The sequence below is a fragment of the Frigoribacterium sp. VKM Ac-2859 genome, from assembly GCF_013204925.1.
Taxonomy (GTDB): domain Bacteria; phylum Actinomycetota; class Actinomycetes; order Actinomycetales; family Microbacteriaceae; genus Frigoribacterium.
In genome coordinates, this window is sequence record NZ_JABMLC010000001.1 from 1 (window position 1) to 18,207 (window position 18,207).

The following is an 18,207-nucleotide window of genomic DNA, read 5'->3' on the forward strand; positions in this document are numbered from 1 at the left end:
ACTGCAAGGGGGACCTTGTGGGAGAGTAGGACACCGCCGGACTCCTTTTAGTGCGAACAGCACACGAAACACCAGAAGAGCCGCCCCAGTTGGGGCGGCTTTTCTGCGTTACGGGACGATTCTCGCCCAGCCGAACCGCGCCTCCTGCAATCGTGGTCGCTTTGGTAGAGTCGACCCTTCACAACTCGACAGCTGGCAGAGAACAACAGAGGAGCACTTCGGTGACTGATCGCGACGACGACGACCGCAAGGACGGCCCACGCCGTCCCTCCTCGGGCTCTGGCAGCGGGGGAGCGAACCGCGGTGGGGGCACAGGCCGGCCCTCGTTCGGTGACCGGAGTCGATCCTCGAGCGATCGCCCGGCTGGCGGGCGTCCCCCGCGCGGCGACCGTCCCTCCGAGGGACGACCCACCAACGGACGTCCCAGCGGGGGGCGACCCGCGAGCGGCGGCCCACAGCGCGGAGATCGACCGTCCTACGGTGATCGGCCGCAGCGCGGGGATCGTCCCTCGCATGGTGACCGGCCTCAACGGGGAGACCGTCCGTCGTCCGGCGATCGTCCGCAGCGCGCCGGTCGCCCGGGTGGCGACGATCGTCGCGGAGCAGGGCCTCGTGCCGGTTCGACGGGACGTGGCGATCGTCGAGAGGGCTGGACGCCCCGCGAGACCCCGGAAGACCGTGACCCGTTCGGCATCAAGTCGGTCCGTCCGGCGCAAGAGGTCGCGCACGTCCCGGACGACGTCGAGCCCCGTGATCTCGACAAGGTCGCCCGTGGTGAGCTCAAGACGCTCAGCAAGGAGAACGCGGACTGGGTGGCCAAGCACCTGGTCATGGCTGGTCGTCTGATCGACGAGGACCCGGAGGAGGCCCACAAGCACGCCCTGTCGGCAGGACGTCGGGCCGGGCGCATCTCCGTCGTCCGCGAGACGATCGCCATCACCGCCTACCAGGTGGGGGACTACGCCCTCACCCTCCGCGAACTACGCACCTACCGTCGCATCTCGGGCCGTGATGACCAATTGCCTCTCATGGTCGACAGTGAACGGGGTCTGGGTCGTCCCGAGCGGGCGCTCGAGCTCGGGCGGTCCGTCGACGTGTCGACACTCGACGTCCAGGTGCGCGTCTCACTGGCCATCGCGATGTCGGGTGCACGTCTCGACCTCGGCCAACCCCAAGCTGCTCTCGGCGAGCTCGAGATCCCCCAACTCGACCGGACGAAGGCGTTCAGCTACAGCCCGGCCCTCTTCGCCGCCTACGGCACGGTCCTCGAGGATCTCGGTCGCCCCGACGAGGGGGAGAAGTGGCTCGAACTCGCCGACCGGGCCGAGGACGCTCTCGCGGCCCTCGAACACGGTGGCGCCGACGGCGAGACCGTGGAGATCGTCGAGGAGGACGTCGAATTCTTCGACGAACGACCCGTCGCCCTCGACGAGCCCGCTGAGCTGACCACAGAAGAGTCCGATGAACCGACGTCTGACGAGTCCGGTGAGCCGGCACTCGGCGAGCCCGGCGAGGTGTCAGCGGAGCCTCAGGGCGGCGCCGACGACCTGGACGGACCCGAGCAGCGTCCGGATGATCAGACGGACGAGCAGCACGACGAAGAGCAGGGCCAGCACGATGAGACTGCCGATCCCGAGACGGCCCCGCAGGGCACGGACCACGTCGACGACCACCGTGCCTGACGCGGTGACGCCTCTCGACGGCGTCGACACCGTCCTCGCCGACCTCGACGGGGTCGTCTACCGGGGACGGCACGCCATCGACCACGCGGTCGAGAGCCTGACGGATCTGGCTCGCACCCGTCGGGTCGGGTACGTCACGAACAACGCGTCGCGGACCGCCGAGACGGTGGCCGGTCAACTGGCCGGTTACGGACTCTCGGTGGGCGCGGACGACGTGGTGACGTCCCCGCAGGCCGCGGTGCGCCTCCTCGTCGATGCCGTGCCGGCCGGCTCGACGGTGCTGGTCGTCGGCGGCGAGGGCCTGACGTCGGTGCTCGAGGCCGAGGGCTTCGTCGTCACCCGTTCGGCCGACGACGCGCCCGCGGCGGTCGTGCAGGGTTTCAGCCCCGACGTCGGATGGGCGCAGCTCGCCGAGGCGTCCTTCGCCTTGCACACGGGCATCCCGTGGATCGCGACGAACACGGACTGGACGATCCCGCAGGAGCGTGGTGTCGCGCCCGGCAACGGAACGCTGGTGTCCGCGGTCCACACGGCCGTCGGGCGCCTGCCCGTGACCGCCGGCAAGCCCGAGACCCCGATCTTCACCGCGGCCGTCGAGAGGTTCGGGGCGACGAAGGCCGCGTTCATCGGGGACCGGCTCGACACCGACATCGTCGGCGCGAACGCCGCGGGACTCGTCTCGATCCTGGTGCTGACCGGCATCGACGGCGCGAAGCAGGTGCTCGCCGCCGACGCGAAGTCCCGGCCGGACTTCATCGTCGGCGACCTCCGTGAGTTGGACCAGCCGTACCCCGACACCGTCGAACACGACGAAGAGGACGTGCACGTCGTCACGGTCCGTGGGGCGAGCGTCGCCGTCCGCGGTCACGTGGTGCGGGTGTTGTCCGACGGAGGCGACCCCGTCGACCTGCTGCGCGCGGGGGCCGCCGCGGTGTGGGGGACAGGCAAGGCCATCTACGGGCTCGACGTCGACCCGAAGCTGCACGCCGACGGCTGATCGCTCCCGACCCGACCGTCAGGGGCGGCGGCTAGTCTGGACGGCACCATGAGCGACCATCCCGACGCGACCGTCCGCGGCGACACCGACCTCGACGTCGTGGACGCCGGAGACCGTCAGGAGGCGCAGGTGGCGTCCGCCGAGCAGCTGTCGGGCATCGAGTCCCTCCCCTTGTCCTCGCGGGCCGAGGCCTTCGCCGCGATCCACGACGAGCTCCGCGCCGTGCTCGAGGGCACCACCGACGACATCGGTCAGGGCGGTCGATGACGGCCGCCGAAGCGCCGGGGGATCGACTCGACTCGGTTCTCGCCCGGCGTGGTCTCGCCCGGTCACGGACGCATGCCGCCCGCTTGTTGTCGGACGGATTGGTGACCGTCAACGGCGTGGGAGTGGTCAAGGCGTCCGCTCGGGTGGGCGAGTCGGACGACGTCGCCGTCGCCGGCCTCGACCACTACGTGAGTCGTGCGGCACACAAGCTCCTTGGCGCGCTGGACGCGTTCGGGGTCGACCCCACGGGCCGGACGGCCCTCGACGTCGGAGCGTCCACGGGCGGGTTCACGCAGGTCCTCCTCGAGCGCGGGGCCGAGCACGTGGTCGCCCTCGACGTCGGCCACGGTCAGTTGGCCAACCCGGTTCGTTTCGACCCGCGAGTCACGATCGTCGAGGGCGAGAACGCGCGCTACCTGACGGCCGAGCGGTTCGCGGCGTTGACGACCCGTGCCTCCTCGGTGTCGCTCGTGGTGGCCGACGTGTCGTTCATCTCCCTGACGATGGTGCTGCCCGCACTCGTGGCGAGCGTGGGTGTGGACAACGACTTCGTCCTGCTGATCAAGCCGCAGTTCGAGGTCGGCCGACAGGGCGTCCGGGAGGGTCTCGTGCTCGACCCCGTGCTGCGGAACGAGGCCGTCACCACGGTGTTGTGGGCCGCCCACGACCTGGGGCTCGGCACGGCCGGGCTCATCTCGTCCCCGATCGTCGGCGGCTCGGGCAACCGCGAGTACTGTGTGCACTTCTCGGCCTCGGTCGGGACGAATCCGACAGAATGGCTCAGCACGGCCGACAGCTTGACGAGAGGGTGAACGACATCTCTTCGACACGACACATCCTGGTCGTCTCGCACACGGGGCGTCCCGACTCCATCGACGCCGCCCTCGAGGTCTGCGGGTTGTTGGGCGACGCCGGTGTGGTTCCCGTCCTTCCCCGCGACGAGTGGGACGACATCCGTCGGGCTCAGCCCACGGCCGCCATCGACGACGTCGAGATCCTGTTCGACGGCGTGGCCTGCGACGACCTCGAATGCGTCATCGTCCTGGGTGGCGACGGCACGATCCTCCGTGCCGCCGAGTTGATCCGCGGTACCCGCGCTCCCATCGTCGGGGTCAACCTCGGCCACGTCGGGTTCCTGGCCGAGAGCGAGCGCGACGAGATGGCCGACACCGTCGCCCGCGTCCTCGCGGCCGACTACGAGGTCGAAGAGCGGTTCGCGCTCGACGTCAAGGTCACCAACGGTGACGAGGTCGTCTACGAGACCTGGGCCATGAACGAGGCCACGGTCGAGAAGGCCTCACGCGAGCGCATGCTCGAGGTCGTCATCGAGGTCGACGGTCGTCCCCTGTCGTCGTTCGGCTGCGACGGCGTGGTCATGTCCACGCCGACCGGCTCGACGGCCTACTCGTTCTCGGCCGGCGGCCCGGTGGTGTGGCCTGCCGTGCAGGCGTTGCTGCTCGTGCCGCTCAGTGCCCACGCGCTCTTCGCCCGACCACTCGTCGTCGGGCCCGACTCGGTGCTCGCCGTCGAGGTGCTGAGCCGCACGGACGCTCGCGGCATCCTGTGGTGTGACGGTCGCCGCGAGCACGACCTGCCCCCGGGGGCCCGGGTCGAGTGCAGCCGCTCCGACCAGCCCGTGCGACTGGCCCGCCTGCGGACGGGCCCGTTCACCGATCGCCTCGTGGCCAAGTTCCAGCTCCCCGTCACGGGCTGGCGCGGACCGGCCACCGTCGAGGACGTCGCCGTCGGGGCCACCATCACCCCGACCACGTCCGATCCGGCCCGCGAGGGCGACCGATGATCGAAGAGATCTCGATCCGCGACCTCGGCGTGATCGGTCGCGCGACCCTGCCGCTCGGCCCCGGCTTCACGGCCGTCACCGGCGAGACGGGGGCGGGCAAGACCATGGTCGTCTCGGCGCTCGGCCTGCTGCTCGGTCAGCGTGCCGAGAGCGGCGTCGTCCGCTCGGGCAGCCCCCAGGCCGTCGTGGACGGCCGCTGGCTGGTCCCCGCCGAGGGGGCCATCGTCGAGCGCGTCCGGGACGCGGGCGGCGACGTCGACGACGGCGAGCTCTTCCTCAGTCGCGTGGTCTCGGCCGAGGGGCGTAGCCGTGCGGTGGTCGGCGGACGCACGGCCCCGATCGGCGTGCTCGGCGACCTCGCCGACCACCTCGTGGTGGTCCACGGCCAGTCCGAGCAGATCCGACTGAAGTCCGCTGCCGCCCAACGCGCGGCCGTCGACGCGCACGGCGGGGCCGCCCTCGCCGAGGCCGCCGCACACTACCGTGGCGCGTACGACGCCTGGCTGGCCGCCCGAGCCGAATTGGACGAGATCACCCGCGACCGCGACGCCCGACGTGACGAGGCCGACACCCTGCGGGCCGCCATCGACGAGATCGAGGGCCTCGCCCCCGTGGCCGGCGAACTCGACGAGCTCGACGCCACGGCCGAGCGACTCAGCAACGCCGAAGACCTCAGGCTGGCCGCCGGTCTCGCCCACGAGGTGCTCTCGACCGACGCGGTCGACGGGACGCGCGACGTCGTCTCCCTCGTGGAGGAGGCACGCCGTCAGATCGAACGCGTCTCCCCGCACGACCCGGCGCTCGAGCCCATCGCCGACCTGCTGGCCGAGGTCAGCGTGCAGGTCGGCGAATCCGCCTCCCGCCTGTCGAGCTACCTCGGCACCCTCGACGCCGACGTGGCCGTCGAACTCGAGTCGGTGCAGACCCGGCGCGCGGACCTCGCCGGGCTCGTCCGCAAGTACGGCCCCACCCTCGACGACGTCATCCGCCTCCTCGACGACGGCAGCCGACGCCTGGTCGAGCTCGACGGCGACGACGACCGCCTCGCGCACCTCGACGACGAGGTCGCCGAGCTGCGGGCCGAGGCCGAACGACGGGCGGGCGTCCTCGGCGACCTGCGCCGCGCCTCCGGGGCCGACCTCTCGACGCGGGTCAGCGCCGAGCTGAGCGCCCTCGCCATGACCGGTGCCGAGATCGTCGTCGAGGTGTCGCCTCGGGACGAGCTCGGGACGAGCGGCGGCGACGTCGTCTCGCTCCTGCTGAGGCCGCACCCCGGCAGCGAGCCCCGCCCCCTCGGCAAGGGCGCGTCCGGCGGCGAACTCTCGCGCGTCATGCTCGCGCTCGAGGTCGTCATGGCCGGGTCGAGCGACGTGCCCACCTTCGTCTTCGACGAGGTCGACGCCGGCGTCGGCGGTTCGGCCGCGATCGAGATCGGCCGACGCCTGGCGGCGCTCGCCGAACGGGCACAGGTCATCGTGGTGACGCACCTGGCCCAGGTCGCCGCGTTCGCCACCAACCACCTCCGCGTCGTCAAGGACGCCTCGGGCGAGGTGACGGCGAGCAGCGTGCACCAGCTCGAGGGCGACGAGCGCGTCGCCGAGATGGCCCGGCTGCTCTCGGGACTGCCCGACAGTTCCAGCGGTCTCGAGCACGCCCGTGAACTGCTCGAACTCGCCTCGTCGGCCCGACGACCGGCCCCGGCCGACACACGTTCGTAACAGGCGTGGTCTGTCGGAACGGCTCGGTGTGACATAGGATGGAATCCCGTGGTGAACGTTGAGAACTCGGGTCCAGATGCCAGCACGACGAAGCACATCTTCGTCACCGGAGGCGTCGTCTCCTCCCTCGGAAAAGGCCTGACGGCCGCCAGCCTGGGCAATCTGCTCACGGCCCGCGGGTTGCGGGTCGTCATGCAGAAGCTCGATCCGTACCTGAACGTCGATCCGGGCACCATGAACCCGTTCCAGCACGGTGAGGTCTTCGTCACCGACGACGGCGCCGAGACCGACCTCGACATCGGGCACTACGAGCGGTTCCTCGACATCGACCTCGGTCAGTCGGCGAACGTCACGACGGGGCAGATCTACTCGACCGTCATCGCGAAGGAACGACGCGGCGAGTACCTCGGTGACACCGTGCAGGTCATCCCGCACATCACCGACGAGATCAAGCGGCGCATGCGTCAGCAGGCCGACGACGACCCCAAGCCCGACGTGATCATCACCGAGGTCGGCGGCACGGTCGGCGACATCGAGAGCCAGCCGTTCATCGAGGCCGCTCGTCAGGTGCGCCACGAGCTCGGTCGCAAGAACGTCTTCTTCGTGCACGTCTCCCTCGTGCCCTACATGGGCGCGTCGGGCGAGCAGAAGACCAAGCCGACCCAGCACAGCGTCGCGGCCCTGCGCTCGATCGGCATCCAGCCCGACGCCCTCGTGCTGCGCAGCGACCGTCCGGTCAGCGAGAGCAACAAGAAGAAGATCGCCCTGATGTGCGACGTCGACGAGGACGCCGTGGTCAACGCGAAGGACGTCGCGAGCATCTACGACATCCCGGCCATGCTGAACGACCAGGGGCTCGACGCGTACATCATCGACCACCTGGGCCTCGGCGAGAAGGCCGGCGAGGTCGACTGGTCGGGCTGGCAGCCCGTCCTGACCGCCGTCCACGAGCCGAAGCACGAGGTCACGATCGGCCTGGTCGGCAAGTACATCGACCTGCCCGACGCCTACCTCTCGGTCACCGAGGCCCTCAAGGCCGGCGGGTTCGCACACCAGACCAAGGTGTCGCTGACCTGGATCCCCTCCGACGACTGCGAGACCGCCGAGGGCGCCGCGAAGGCCCTCAGCCAGGTGGACGGCATCTGCGTGCCCGGTGGCTTCGGCATCCGCGGCATCGAGGGCAAGCTCGGTGCGCTGCGCTTCGCCCGCGAGAACGGCCTGCCGGCGCTCGGCCTGTGCCTGGGCCTGCAGTGCATGGTCATCGAGTACGCGCGCAACGAGGCCGGCCTGACCGGCGCCTCCTCGTCCGAGTTCGACCCCGACACCGAGTACGCGGTGGTCGCGACCATGGCCGAGCAGGTCGACATCATCGCCGACGGTGACCTGGGCGGCACCATGCGCCTCGGCCTCTACCCGGCCGCGTTGACGCCGGGTTCGCTCGCCGCCGATCTCTACGGGTCCGAGCTGGTGTCCGAGCGTCACCGTCACCGCTACGAGGTCTCGAACCAGTACCGTCAGCAGATCGCCGACGCGGGCCTGCGCTTCTCGGGTACCTCACCCGACGGCACGCTCGTCGAGTACGTCGAACTCGACCGCGACGTCCACCCGTTCTACATCGGGACGCAGGCCCACCCCGAACTGCGGTCCCGCCCCAACGACGCACACCCGCTGTTCGCCGGGCTCGTGGCGGCGTCGCTCGAGCGCCACGATGCGAGCAAGCTGTTCGCCGACGAAGCCGACGCCGCCGAGGTCGTCGCGTGACCGACGCGACCGGTGAGCCGCTCGCCGACGAACCGGCGTCGCCGACGATCACGAAGTCCGAGGTCGTCTTCGAAGGCGCGGTCTGGAACGTCAAGCGCGACACCGTCGACTACAACGGCTCGCCGATGGTGCGCGAGTACGTCGCGCACACCGGTGCCGTGGCGGTGCTGGCCGTCGACGACCAGCAGCGCGTGCTCGTGATCAAGCAGTACCGGCACCCGATCCGCTCCCGCGACTGGGAACTGCCCGCCGGCCTGCTCGACGCCGAGGGTGAGAGCGAGCTCGACGCCGCGAAGCGCGAGCTCGCCGAAGAGGCCGACCTGCAGGCGACGAACTGGGACGAGCTCGTCTCGTTCCACACCACACCCGGCGGCAACGACGAGATGGTCACGGTCTTCCGGGCGACCGGCGTCGGCGCCACGGCGGACGCGTTCGAGCGGAGCGACGAAGAGGCCGACATCGAGAAGCGCTGGGTCTCGCTCGACGAGATCGTCGACGGAGTGCTGGCCGGCCGGCTGCACAACTCGATCCTCAGCATCGCGGCGCTCGCCGCGGTCGCGTCCCGCTGAGGCGTGCGTCGCCGAGGTGGCACGGCGGTCCCGGCCGTAGCCTGACCTCGTGACGATCGAGGAGGCGCTGGACAGGTACCTGAGGCACGTCTCGGTCGAGCGTGGCCTCAGCCCGAACACGACCGCCGCGTACCGCCGCGACCTCGTCCTCTGGCGAGCGCACCTGGCGGAGGCCGGACGGCGCACCCTGGACGAGGTCGAGGCCGCGGACGTCGCGACGTTCCCCGCGGCTCTGGCGACCCGCGCCGAGAAGCCGCTCGGCGCCTCCTCGGTGGCCCGGGTGTTGTCGTCGGTGCGCGGTTTCCACCGCTTCGCGCTCGAGGAGGGGCTGGTCGCGGCGGACGTGGCAGCCACCACCCGGCCGCCCAAGCTGCCGAGTCGTCTGCCCAAGGCGATCTCGGTGGGTCAGGTCGAGGCGCTGCTCGCCGCGACGGACGGTGACGAACCGACCCGACTGCGCGACAAGGCCCTGCTCGAGCTGCTCTACGCGACGGGGGCACGCGTGAGCGAGGCCGTGTCGCTCAACGTCGACGACGTGATCGAGGGCGACGTCGTGCGCCTGTTCGGCAAGGGGAACAAGCAGCGCGTCGTCCCGCTCGGCAGCTACGCGCGCCGGGCGCTCGACGCCTACCTGGTGAGGGCCCGACCGGTGTTCTCGCCGCGGGGAGACCCGACGCCCGCGCTGTTCCTCGGCACGCGCGGGGCCCGGGTGTCCCGGCAGAACGCGTGGCTGATCATCCAGGCGGCGGCCGACCGGGCGCAGCTCGGCGTCGAGGTGTCGCCGCACACGTTGCGGCACTCGTTCGCGACGCACCTGCTCGAGGGCGGGGCCGACGTCCGGGTCGTGCAGGAGTTGCTCGGGCACTCGTCGGTCGCGACGACGCAGATCTACACGCTGGTGACGGCGGACGCGCTGCGGGACGTCTACTCGACGGCGCACCCGCGTGCCCGGTGGGCGTCGTCACCCGCGTGACGACCCGGCGACGACCCGACGACGACCCGGGGCCCACCAGGCGGGGACCGAGGCCGACCCGGCCCCGACCAGGCGCTGACCAGGCAAAACCCTCAAGCAAGGCATGAGGCTTCCTGGTGACGGGCCGGGCGCGGCAGCCCGTCGGCGTCGGGGGGCGCCGGTACTCTCGTACCCGTGAGCACCAAGCCGACCTCGAGCACCCCCGCCCTCTTCGAGAGCGCTCCGGCGACCGTCCCCGCGAACGGCCCCACCGGGCGCCCGCGCACCGAGTTCCCGACTCCCGCGCCCCTGTCGAGCCACGGCCCGGCCCGCATCATCACCCTCTGCAACCAGAAGGGCGGCGTCGGCAAGACCACCACGACGATCAACCTCGGTGCCGCGTTCGCCGAGTACGGCCGTCGCGTGTTGGCCATCGACTTCGACCCGCAGGGTGCTCTGACGGCCGGCCTCGGCGTGCAGTCGCACGACCAGGCCACGATCTACGACCTGATGATCGGTGCCGTGAAGGACGCGCACGACGTCATCGTGCCCACCCGCGTCGACAACCTCGACGTCATGCCGGCCAACATCGACCTCTCCGCCGCCGAGGTGCACCTCGTCAACGAGGTCGCCCGCGAGCAGATCCTCGCGCGCATCCTGCGCCAGGTCAGCGACGAGTACGACGTCGTCCTGATCGACTGCCAGCCCTCGCTCGGCCTGTTGACCGTCAACGCCCTCACCGCGGCGCACGGCGTGCTCATCCCGCTCGAGTGCGAGTTCTTCGCCCTCCGCGGCGTCGCCCTGCTCGTCGAGACCATCGAGAAGGTGCGCGACCGGCTCAACCCCGCGATCACCCTCGACGGCATCCTGCCGACCATGTTCGACTCGCGCACGCTGCACAGCCGCGAGGTGCTCGAACGCGTCGTCGAGGCGTTCGACGACCAGGTGCTCGAGACCGTCATCGGCCGCACCGTGAAGTTCCCCGACGCCTCGGTCGCCGGCACCCCGATCACCAAGTTCGCCCCCGAGCACCCGGCGGCGCAGGCCTACCGCCAGCTGGCCCGAGAGCTGATCGCGCGTGGTGCCGCGGCCTGAGTCGGCGACCGCCGAGGCCGGCGCCGACGAGACCGCCCTCGCGGGCCCGGAGGTCTCGCCGGGCTTCGAGGTGCGGCTCGAGAACTTCAGCGGGCCGTTCGACCTGCTGCTCTCGCTGATCAGCAGGCGCGAGATGGACATCACCGAGGTCGCCCTCAGCGCCGTGACCGACGAGTTCCTGTCGTTCCTCCGTCGCATCGACACCGACGAGAACCTCGACCAGGCCAGCGAGTTCATCGTCGTCGCGGCGACGCTTCTCGACCTCAAGGTGGCGGGGCTGCTGCCCCAGGGCGAGCTCGTCGACGCCGAGGACGTCGCCCTCCTCGAGGCGCGCGACCTGCTCTTCGCCCGGTTGCTGCAGTACCGGGCCTTCAAGCAGGCCGCCGAGTGGTTCGCGCAGCACGGCGCTGCCGAGGCGGCGCGTCACGCCCGCTCGGTGCGGCTCGAACAGAAGTACCGCGTCACGACCCCCGAGCTCGTCTGGACGCTCTCGCCCGACGACTTCGCGGCGCTCGCCACCCTCGCGCTGACGCCGCGCGAGACACCCACGGTCGGCCTGGACCACCTCCACGCCCCCCTGGTCAGCATCCGCGAGCAGGCGGCCGTCGTCGTGGCGCTGCTCCGTCGTGGGTCGGTCCTCACCTTCCGCGAGCTCGTCTCGGGAATCGACGAGAAGGGCGTCGTCGTCGCCCGGTTCCTCGCGCTGCTCGAGTTGTACCGCCACGCGTCCATCTCGTTCGAGCAGGTCGAGCCGCTCGGTGAACTCAGCGTGCGCTGGGTGGCCGAGACCTGGACCGAAGAGAACCTCGCGGCGCTGGGGGCCGACTATGAGGGCTGACGCGACCCGCGCCTCCTCGTCCGTCGACACGGCCGACCACGACGTCGTCCAGGCCGTCGACGAATCGCCGTCGTCACCCGATGCCGTCGCACGTCGTCTCGAGGCGTTGTTGATGGTCGCCGACGAGCCGCAGTCGCTCGTCGACCTGGCGACCGCCGTCGGCGCCCCCGTGGCCGCTGTGCGGCAGGCGATCACGACGCTCGTGGCCGATTTCGACGGTGTCGACGGCACGGTCCGACGGGGTTTCGAGCTGCGTGAGGTCGGTGGCGGCTGGCGATTCTACGTCCGCGACGAGCACGATCCGGTCGTGCGCGATTTCGTGCTGACGCAGAACCCGACGAAACTGTCCTCAGCGGCTCTCGAGACGCTGGCGGTCATCGCCTACAAGCAACCCATCACCCGCAGCAGCATCGCCCAGATCCGGGCGGTCAACGTCGACTCGGTCGTCCGTACGCTGCTGGGTCGCGGTCTGATCACGGAGTCGTCCACCGACCCCGAGACAGGCGCCATCAACTACGAAACGACAGGCCTCCTCTTGACCCATCTCGGCATCAACTCGCTCGATGAGCTGCCGCTCATCTCGCCCCTGCTCTCGGACGGCCAGGGGGGTTTCGACGATGTCGCGTAGTCAGCTCTCCTCCGACGACTCCGAGCTGGCCTCGGGCGAGCGCCTGCAGAAGGTCATGGCGGCCGCGGGCGTGGCCTCGCGCCGGGTCAGCGAAGACATGATCGCCGCCGGGCGGGTGACGGTGAACGGCAAGGTCGTCACCGAACCCGGCCGCCGCATCGACCCGACAAAAGACAAGATCGTCGTCGACGGCAGCGCCGTGCAGCTCGACGCCACGCGTCGTTACGTCATGCTCAACAAGCCGGTCGGCATCGTCAGCACCCTGAGCGACGAGAACGGTCGGCCCGACCTGCGTCAGTTCACCGAGCAGTACGAAGAGCGCCTCTTCAACGTCGGCCGCCTCGACGTCGAGACGAGCGGCCTCCTCGTGTTGACCAACGACGGCGAGCTCGCGCACGTTCTCGCGCACCCGTCGTTCGGCGTCACCAAGACGTACATCGCGAAGGTCAAGGGCGTCGTCACGCCCGCTGTGCTCAACGAGCTCATGACCGGCGTCGAACTCGACGACGGCCCGATCGCGGCGGACAAGGCGACGCTCGTCGCCGGTGGCGCGGGTCTCTCGCGTTCGTCCGACTCGTCGCTGATCGAGATCACCCTGCACTCCGGGCGCAACCGCATCGTCCGTCGCATGCTCGAGGCCGTCGGCCACCCGGTCATCGACCTCGTGCGCCGGTCGTTCGGCCCGCTGCACCTCGGCACGCTCAAGGTCGGCCACATGCGCTCGCTGACCAAGGTCGAGCTCGGGGCCATCCTCACCATCTCGCGCGACGCCACGGCCGACTCCACGGTCGACGCCGCCCCGATCACCGAGAGCCCCGACGCCCCCGTCGACGAGGCCGACGTCGTCGAGCTGGCCCTCGCCGAGGACGAGGTCGAGAAGGACTACTACGACGAGGACGACGAAGAGTACGACCCCGCGACCGATGCCCGTGCCGAGCGTCGCCGTGCCGCGGCCCGCGACCAGGCCGAGTCGACCTCGCGCCGGGCGCAGGTCCGGCGAGAGCAGGAGGCGCGCCGCGGTCAACGCGACGAGAGCCCGACCCGAGGTGGGTACCAGGGCAACCGGCACGACGGACGCTCGGGCGACGAGCGTCCCGTGCGCGGCTACCAGGGCAACAACGACGACGGTCGCGGACGCGAGGGACGACCGGCTCGCACCGGTTACCACGGCAGTGACGAGCGTCCCGCTCGCGGCGGGTACCAGGGACGCGACGACCGCGCTGGATCTCGTGGTGGCTACCAGGGCCGCAACGACGACGGCCGCGGCGAGTCTCGTGGTGGCTATCAGGGGCGCAACGACGACGGCCGCGGGCGCGACGAGCGTCCGGCCCGTGGCGGGTACCAGGGACGTGACGACCGCGGTGGAGCACGACCGGGGTACCAGGGCCGCAACGACGACGGCCGCGGTCGTGACGATCGCGGGGGGTTCGTGTCACGCGACGATCGCGGCTCGCGCGGCGGGTTCGTCTCGCGCGACGACCGTGCGCCTCGAGGTGGCGGAGACCGTCCGCTGAGCCCTGGTGAAGAGCGCGCGGCGGGGTACCCGAACCGCGACGCCAACCGCGACCCGCGCACCGGACGCCCCTCGGGCATCCGTGCCGGCGGCAAGGCGACCAACCGCGGATGGGTCGACCGCGGCGCAGCGGAGCGGGGCGAAGACGACCGTGGCGCTCGTGACGACCGTCGTGCCGGTGCCGGTGCCGGTGCCGGTGGCTACACGGGTGGGCGCGATTCGCGCGACGACCGTGGAGGCTCGCGTGGCGGGTACCAGGGCCGCGACGACCGCAGTGGACGTGACGATCGTGCCGGTCGTGACGACCGTGGTGGTTCGCGCGGTGGGTACCAGGGTCGCGACGACCGTGGTGGTTCGCGCGGTGGGTACCAGGGTCGCGACGACCGTGGTGCGTCGCGTGGCGGCTACCAGGGACGAGAACAGCGTGACGACCGCGGTGGCTACCAGGGTCGTGACGACCGCGGTGGCTCGCGCGGTGCCGGCTACCAAGGTCGTGACGACCGCGGAGACTCGCGCGGTGGCTACCAGGGTCGCGACGACCGTGGAGGCCGCGACGGGGCGCGCAGCGGCGGCTACCAGGGCCGTGAGCAACGCGACGACCGCGGGGGTTCGCGCGGCGGACCCGCCCGTGGCCCGCGCGACGACCGCGGAAGCCGCGACGACCGCGGAGGCCGCGACGACCGTAGCGGTCGTGACGACCGCGGCGGTCGTGACGACCGCGGCGGCGACCGTCCGTACCGTGGCCGACCCGACGCCGGGGGACGTGGTCCCCGAGGGGGCGGACGGTCGTGACCGACGCGCACCGCGCCTCCTCGTCCGACGACGCCTTCGGGTCTGACGCGCTCCTCGCTCACGCGCCGTCGGCCGACCCTTCGACGGTCGGCGCGCTGACGGCGGGCAGCCGCCGGCTGGCAGGCCAGGTGCGCATCGTCGGTTCGGGTCTGCTCGGTGCCAGCATCGGTCTGCGTCTGCGTCAGCACGGCGTCGACGTGATCCTCGACGACGTGTCACCGGCGGCGCGCAGCCTCGCCGTCGACTACGGCGCCGGGCGGCCCCCGGCCGACGGCGACGCCCCCGGGCTCGTCGTCGTCGCCGTGCCGCCCGACGTCACCAGCGACATCGTCGCGCGCGAACTCGACGCCTGGCCCGAGGCGCTCGTGACCGACGTCGCATCGGTCAAGGTCGCCCCGCTCGCCGAGCTGCGAGCGCGCGGCGCCGACGTGTCGCGGTACATCGGTTCGCATCCCATGGCCGGCCGCGAACGCGGGGGAGCCGTCTCGGCTCGCGCCGACCTCTTCGTCGGCCGCCCGTGGGTCATCGCGGGGCACGACGACATCACGTACCGTCGGGCGGCCGCCGTCGAAGACCTGGCGCTCGACCTCGGAGCGACCCCGATCGAGATGACACCGGAGGAACACGACGCCGGCGTCGCCCTCGTCAGCCACGCGCCGCAGGTCGTCGCCTCCCTCATGGCGACGCGCTTGCGCGACGCACCCGACGCCTCGCTCGGCCTCGCCGGTCAGGGCGTCCGGGACGTCACGCGGGTCGCGAGCAGCGACCCGGCCCTCTGGACGCAGATCCTGGGGGCGAACGCCTCCCGCGTGGCCGTCGTGTTGCGCGACCTGCGCGCCGACCTCGACCGCGTCGTCGAGGCCCTCGAGGCACCCGACGCGCCGGGCAGTCGCCGCGCCGTCGCCGAGAGCATCGGCGCCGGCAACGTCGGCGTCGCCCGTCTGCCCGGCAAGCACGGGCAACAGACCCAGTTCAGCTCGGTGATCGTCATGGTCGACGACACTCCCGGGCAACTGGCCCGCCTGCTCACCGAGATCGGTGAGATCGGCGTCAACCTGGAAGATCTGCGGCTCGAGCACTCGCCGGGTGCGCAGGTAGGACTCGCGGAGGTATCGATCGTGCCCGAACAAGAAGACCGACTCGTCACCGAACTCGAGACCCGGGGTTGGACCGTCGTGGGGGCGTTCGCGTGAGCGGCGACCTGGGCGGCACGAGCCCCGTCGGCTCGTCGGACGTCGACCCCGAGCGCTCGCCGGGTGAGCACGGCGTCGGAGGTCCCGCCGGCGAGGCCCACGTCGAAGAGTTGCGGGCCGAGACCGCCGAGGCCGTGCACCGCCACGTGGTCGTGGCCGTCGACGGACCGGCCGGGAGCGGCAAGTCGAGCGTCAGCCGCGCCTCCGCAGCTTCGCTCGGCTTCGACTACCAGGACACAGGGGCGGCCTACCGGGCCTTCGCCCTGCACGCACTCGACAGCGGCGTCGACCTCGACGACGCCGAGGCCGTCATCGCGACGCTGCCGACGTTCCGCTACGCGATCGGGATCGACCCGGCCCGCGCCTCCTCGGTGACGATCGGTGGTCGCGACGTCACCGACGAGATCCGCACGCCACGCGTGACGACCGCCGTCAGCCACGTGGCCAAGCTGCCCGAGGTCCGTCGGTTCATGGTCGACCTGTTCCGCCGCATCATCGCGTCGACCGACAAGCCGGGCATCGTCACCGAGGGGCGCGACATCACGACCGTCGTCGCACCGGATGCCCAGGTCAGAATCCTGTTGACCGCGAGCGAAGCCGCTAGAATGGCCAGGCGTTCGGCCGAGGTGACCGGGCAGAGTGCCGAAGAGACAGCTCGGCAGCTCTCGACCCGCGACCGGCTCGACAGCAAGGTCGTCGACTTCATGACCGCCGCACCCGGCGTCTCCACCGTCGACTCCACCCAACTCGACTTCGACCAGACCGTGCAGGCCGTGGTCGAGCTCGTGCGAGCGAGCACCCCCATTTCTTAAGGAAGCCCCATGGCAGACGACGACAAGTACCCCGAGCTCGACGAGCAGATGGTCGACCGCATCCAGACGATGCCCGACGAGGACGCCGACCAGCGCGCCCGAGCCCTCCGCGCCGGCCTGACCGACTACGACCTCGACGAGGGCGACATCGACGTCCTCGAGGGGGCCGACTGGGACCCCGACGCACTCACCTACGCCCCGGCCCTGCCGGTGCTGGCGATCGTCGGCCGACCGAACGTCGGCAAGAGCGCCATGGTCAACCGCATCCTCGGGAGGCGCGAGGCCGTCGTCGAGGACAAGCCCGGCGTCACGCGTGACCGCGTCTCGTACAAGGCCGAATGGGGCGGACGCCGCTTCACGCTCGTCGACACCGGCGGATGGGAGCCCGACGCGATCGGCATCGACCGCTCGGTCGCGATGCAGGCCGAGATCGCGGTCGACCTGGCCGACGCCGTGCTGTTCGTCGTCGACGTCAACGTCGGGGCGACCGCCACCGACGAGGCCGTCGTGCGCATGCTCCGTGCCTCGCACAAGCCGGTCATCCTCGTCGCCAACAAGAGCGACGACGCCCGGAAAGACCTCGAAGCCGCGTCACTGTGGTCGCTGGGGCTGGGCGAGCCCTTCCCCGCGTCGGCGCTGCACGGTCGCAACGTCGCCGACCTGCTCGACCTGTGCATGACCAAGCTGCCCGCGGTCTCGACCGTGGCCAAGCAAGAGATCGGCGGCCCTCGTCGCGTCGCGATCCTCGGTCGACCGAACGTCGGCAAGAGCTCGCTGCTGAACAAGGCCGCGGGCGAAGAGCGCGTCGTCGTCAACGAGCTCGCCGGCACGACCCGTGACCCCGTCGACGAGCAGGTCGAGATCGCCGGTCGCGTGTGGACCTTCGTCGACACCGCCGGCATCCGCAAGCGCGTCCACCTGCAACAGGGCGCCGACTTCTACGCGTCGCTGCGCACCTCGGCCGCGCTCGAGAAGGCCGAGGTCGCGGTCGTCGTGATCGACGTCACGGAGCAGATCTCGACCCAGGACCTGCGCATCATCGACCTCGTGCTCGAGTCGGGTCGCGCGCTCGTGCTCGCCTTCAACAAGTGGGACCTGCTGGACGACGACCGTCGCCGCTACCTCGAGCGCGAGATCGAGCAGGACCTCGACCACGTGTCGTGGGCCCCACGCGTGAACATCTCGGCCCGCACCGGGCGCCACCTCGAGAAGCTCGTGCCCGCCCTCGAGCTCGCGCTCGAGTCGTGGGACACCCGCATCCCGACCGGCAAGTTCAACGCCCTGCTGGCCGAGCTCGTCGCCGAGCACCCGCACCCGCTGCGGTCCGGCAAACAGCCGCGCATCCTGTTCGGGACGCAGGCTGCGAACCGCCCGCCGACCTTCGTCCTCTTTACGACCGGGTTCCTCGACCCGCAGTACCGTCGCTTCATCACGCGACGCCTGCGCGAGATCTTCGGCTTCGAGGGGACGCCCATCACGGTCAACATGCGCGTCCGCGAGAAGCGCAAGCGCCCGTAGTCCTTCTCCCGTGCCCGTCCCGTCGACGGATCGGCACCGCCCGCAGGCCCGCCTGTGGACTGAACGCCCGG

At 71.1% G+C, this 18,207-nt stretch carries 15 protein-coding genes and 1 pseudogene; all 16 read left to right on the top strand.

Features of this window, described 5'->3' with window-relative positions:
• The first annotated feature begins 830 nt into the window (after window positions 1-830).
• The 16 genes and pseudogenes from HQQ78_RS00005 to der all read left to right on the top strand — a co-directional run bounded on the left by HQQ78_RS00005 (window position 831) and on the right by der (window position 18,136).
• The gene (locus HQQ78_RS00005) at window positions 831-1,682 is read left to right on the top strand and encodes a hypothetical protein (RefSeq protein ID WP_216844131.1); all 852 of its coding nucleotides are present in this window, start codon (window positions 831-833) and stop codon (window positions 1,680-1,682) included.
• Window positions 1,683-1,686: 4 nt separating this feature from the next.
• Complete coding sequence (locus HQQ78_RS00010; protein WP_371740287.1) at window positions 1,687-2,679, top strand: HAD-IIA family hydrolase; 993 nt, start codon at window positions 1,687-1,689, stop codon at window positions 2,677-2,679.
• A 48-nt stretch (window positions 2,680-2,727) separates the two neighbouring features.
• The gene (locus HQQ78_RS00015) at window positions 2,728-2,946 is read left to right on the top strand and encodes a hypothetical protein (RefSeq protein WP_123569907.1); all 219 of its coding nucleotides are present in this window, start codon (window positions 2,728-2,730) and stop codon (window positions 2,944-2,946) included.
• Window positions 2,943-3,758 carry a TlyA family RNA methyltransferase gene (locus HQQ78_RS00020; protein WP_123570738.1) on the top strand — a complete coding sequence of 272 codons (816 nt, stop codon included), beginning with the start codon at window positions 2,943-2,945 and terminating at the stop codon, window positions 3,756-3,758. The genes HQQ78_RS00015 and HQQ78_RS00020 overlap by 4 nt, the downstream gene beginning before the upstream one ends.
• Before the next feature lie 5 nt (window positions 3,759-3,763).
• On the top strand, window positions 3,764-4,747 hold the full coding sequence (locus HQQ78_RS00025) for an NAD kinase (RefSeq protein WP_236556878.1): 984 nt from the start codon (window positions 3,764-3,766) through the stop codon (window positions 4,745-4,747).
• The gene (gene recN / locus HQQ78_RS00030) at window positions 4,744-6,465 is read left to right on the top strand and encodes a DNA repair protein RecN (RefSeq protein WP_173150695.1); all 1,722 of its coding nucleotides are present in this window, start codon (window positions 4,744-4,746) and stop codon (window positions 6,463-6,465) included. Before HQQ78_RS00025 ends, recN begins: the two co-directional genes overlap by 4 nt.
• 51 nt (window positions 6,466-6,516) lie before the next feature.
• Window positions 6,517-8,226 (top strand): CTP synthase, encoded by a 1,710-nt coding sequence (locus HQQ78_RS00035; protein WP_082452737.1) that lies wholly within the window; start codon window positions 6,517-6,519, stop codon window positions 8,224-8,226.
• Entirely contained in the window at window positions 8,223-8,795 is a 573-nt protein-coding gene (locus HQQ78_RS00040) for an NUDIX hydrolase (protein ID WP_173150696.1), read from the top strand. The genes HQQ78_RS00035 and HQQ78_RS00040 overlap by 4 nt, the downstream gene beginning before the upstream one ends.
• Before the next feature lie 49 nt (window positions 8,796-8,844).
• Entirely contained in the window at window positions 8,845-9,768 is a 924-nt protein-coding gene (xerD, locus tag HQQ78_RS00045; protein ID WP_173150697.1) for a site-specific tyrosine recombinase XerD, read from the top strand.
• Between the two features lie 174 nt (window positions 9,769-9,942).
• Entirely contained in the window at window positions 9,943-10,842 is a 900-nt protein-coding gene (locus HQQ78_RS00050; RefSeq protein WP_056044876.1) for a ParA family protein, read from the top strand.
• Complete coding sequence (locus tag HQQ78_RS00055; protein WP_173150698.1) at window positions 10,826-11,680, top strand: ScpA family protein; 855 nt, start codon at window positions 10,826-10,828, stop codon at window positions 11,678-11,680. The genes HQQ78_RS00050 and HQQ78_RS00055 overlap by 17 nt, the downstream gene beginning before the upstream one ends.
• A complete protein-coding gene (scpB, locus tag HQQ78_RS00060; protein WP_173150699.1) occupies window positions 11,670-12,308 on the top strand; it encodes an SMC-Scp complex subunit ScpB in 639 nt (212 codons plus the stop codon). Before HQQ78_RS00055 ends, scpB begins: the two co-directional genes overlap by 11 nt.
• Window positions 12,298-13,092 (top strand): annotated as a pseudogene (locus HQQ78_RS15635) (pseudouridine synthase); the annotation flags it as partial. The gene scpB and the pseudogene HQQ78_RS15635, both read left to right, overlap by 11 nt.
• Before the next feature lie 1,616 nt (window positions 13,093-14,708).
• Window positions 14,709-15,806 carry a prephenate dehydrogenase gene (locus tag HQQ78_RS00070; RefSeq protein WP_123570740.1) on the top strand — a complete coding sequence of 366 codons (1,098 nt, stop codon included), beginning with the start codon at window positions 14,709-14,711 and terminating at the stop codon, window positions 15,804-15,806.
• Window positions 15,807-15,940: 134 nt separating this feature from the next.
• Window positions 15,941-16,618: a (d)CMP kinase gene (gene cmk, locus HQQ78_RS00075; protein WP_173152008.1), complete on the top strand. Its 678-nt coding sequence runs from the start codon at window positions 15,941-15,943 to the stop codon at window positions 16,616-16,618.
• Window positions 16,619-16,666: 48 nt separating this feature from the next.
• Complete coding sequence (gene der / locus HQQ78_RS00080; RefSeq protein ID WP_369794368.1) at window positions 16,667-18,136, top strand: ribosome biogenesis GTPase Der; 1,470 nt, start codon at window positions 16,667-16,669, stop codon at window positions 18,134-18,136.
• Window positions 18,137-18,207 lie beyond the last annotated feature (71 nt).

What these genes read in the sequence shown, in the direction of transcription:
- HQQ78_RS00005 (WP_216844131.1), top strand. Translation starts at nt 831, where the DNA reads ATGGCTGGTCGTCTGATCGACGAGGACCCGGAGGAGGCCCACAAGCAC.
- HQQ78_RS00015 (WP_123569907.1), top strand. Translation starts at nt 2,728, where the DNA reads ATGAGCGACCATCCCGACGCGACCGTCCGCGGCGACACCGACCTCGAC.
- HQQ78_RS00020 (WP_123570738.1), top strand. Translation starts at nt 2,943, where the DNA reads ATGACGGCCGCCGAAGCGCCGGGGGATCGACTCGACTCGGTTCTCGCC.
- recN (WP_173150695.1), top strand. Translation starts at nt 4,744, where the DNA reads ATGATCGAAGAGATCTCGATCCGCGACCTCGGCGTGATCGGTCGCGCG.
- scpB (WP_173150699.1), top strand. Translation starts at nt 11,670, where the DNA reads ATGAGGGCTGACGCGACCCGCGCCTCCTCGTCCGTCGACACGGCCGAC.
- der (WP_369794368.1), top strand. Translation starts at nt 16,667, where the DNA reads ATGGTCGACCGCATCCAGACGATGCCCGACGAGGACGCCGACCAGCGC.